This is a genomic window from Mesorhizobium sp. M2C.T.Ca.TU.002.02.1.1, assembly GCF_003997225.1.
In genome coordinates this window covers 1-1,883 of sequence record NZ_RZTO01001029.1, presented here as the reverse complement: position 1 = coordinate 1,883, position 1,883 = coordinate 1, and the positions used below count along the sequence as shown (strand labels likewise).

Genomic DNA, 1,883 nt, shown 5'->3' with positions numbered 1-1,883 from the left:
GGGTTGACGTCGGGCGCGTCGCCGTTTTGCGGCGCGAAGGAACGGCTGGTGGCCGCGGTCTGCACCATGACGACGATGGCGATCAGCAGCGCGAGCGGGACGAGAGCCCGCGCGTCCTCGAAGCTGACCAGCGGCAATCCGGGCGTCGGAAACCCGTTCGGCAAGGCGCCGAGCACCTCGACGCCGCGATTCTTAAGGCCCAGCGTGGTGACGGCAAGCGTTGCCAGCACCATGCCGATCAGCGCCGCGGGTATGCGCGCGCTGACGCGCTCGGCGACAAGGATAATCGCGAAGACGCCTAGACCGAGCGCCAGGCTCCAGAGGTTGGTGAGATGGATGTTAGCGGCGATCTCGCCGACGCGCCGCAGGGTTTCGCCGCTTTGCGACGGCAGGCCGAGCAATCCAGGCAGCTGCGAGACCATGATGTGAACCGAAATGCCGGCGAGGAAGCCGGTCGTGACTGGCACGGACAGGAGATCGGCAATCCAGCCGAGGCGGAAAATGCCGCTGAGCGCCACCAGCAGCCCCACCATCAGCGCCAGCATGGCCGCCAGCGCCAGATAATGCGGCGAGCCGGAGGTGGCGATCAGCGCCAGCCCGCCGACGAACAAGGGCGTGATCGTCGAATCCGCCCCCGCCGACAGCTGGCGGTTGGCGCCGAGCAGCGCGAAGGCGACGGAGCCGGCGACGAAGGTGAAGAAGCCGATCTCCGGCGCGAAACCGCCAAGGCGCGCCGTCGCCATCTGCTCGGGAATGGCGATCGCGGCCAGCGTAACGCCTGCCGCCAGATCGCCGTTGAGGTCCTTGACTCTCCAGCCACTCAAGGCCCGCAAGGGTGGCCACAGGGCCAGGTTCACAGCACTTGCGGTTTTTGCCCGATCCATGACCGACCTTGCCGCATGGCGGCGAAAACGACCGTGGCCATATCGTCGCAATCAGCGGTATCCATTTGAAATTACCATCGAAATTGTCTCTGGAAAAGTCTGGCCGACGTTGGAGTTTCGGCGAGGCTTCCTATATAAGCAGGCAGTGATTCCCGACTGGATTGTGACCTGATTTGACCGACCAGAAGACACCGCGCGGGCCGGATGGCGGCCCCACCGGCATCGAGCCGATTTCGATCATCGAGGAGATGCAGCGCTCCTATCTCGATTACGCCATGAGCGTGATCGTCAGTCGCGCGCTGCCCGACGTGCGCGACGGCCTGAAGCCCGTGCACCGCCGCATTCTCTACGCCATGCAGGAAGGCGGTTACCACTGGAACCGCAAGCATGTGAAATCGTCGCGCATCGTCGGCGATGTGATGGGTAAATACCATCCGCACGGCGACGCCTCGATCTATGACGCCCTAGTGCGCATGGCGCAGGACTGGTCCCTGCGCGTGCCGCTGATCGACGGGCAGGGCAATTTCGGCTCGATCGACGCCGACCCGCCCGCGGCCATGCGCTACACCGAGTCGCGGCTGACCAAGGTGGCGCACGAGCTTCTGGAGGATATCGACAAGGAAACGGTCGATTTTCAGGACAATTACGACGGCGCCGAACAAGAACCGAAGGTATTGCCGGCGCGCTTCCCCAACCTTCTGGTCAATGGTTCGGGTGGCATCGCCGTCGGCATGGCCACCAACATCCCGCCGCACAACCTCGCCGAAGTGTGCAACGGAGCGATGGCGATCATCGACAATCCGGCCATCGACCTGCCGGCGCTGATGGAGATCGTGCCCGGCCCGGATTTCCCGACCGGCGGTATCGTGCTAGGGCGCTCCGGCATCTACAGCGCCTATTCCACCGGCCGTGGTTCGATCGTCATGCGCGGCCGCGTCGAGATCGAAAGGCGCGGCAACGACCGCGAATCCATCGTCGTCACCGAGATCCCCTATCAGG

2 protein-coding genes are annotated in these 1,883 nt (G+C 64.5%); one reads left to right on the top strand and one right to left on the bottom strand.

Going from position 1 to position 1,883, the window contains the following annotated elements; all coding sequences use genetic code 11:
• Positions 1–884, bottom strand: an 884-nt coding sequence (locus EOD07_RS32910; RefSeq protein WP_164772774.1) for a SulP family inorganic anion transporter, incomplete at its 3' end; no start/stop codon positions are given.
• Between the two features lie 173 nt (positions 885–1,057).
• Here EOD07_RS32910 and EOD07_RS32905 point away from each other — a divergent pair.
• On the top strand, positions 1,058–1,883 hold an 826-nt coding region (locus EOD07_RS32905; protein WP_281059111.1), incomplete at its 3' end, for a DNA gyrase subunit A.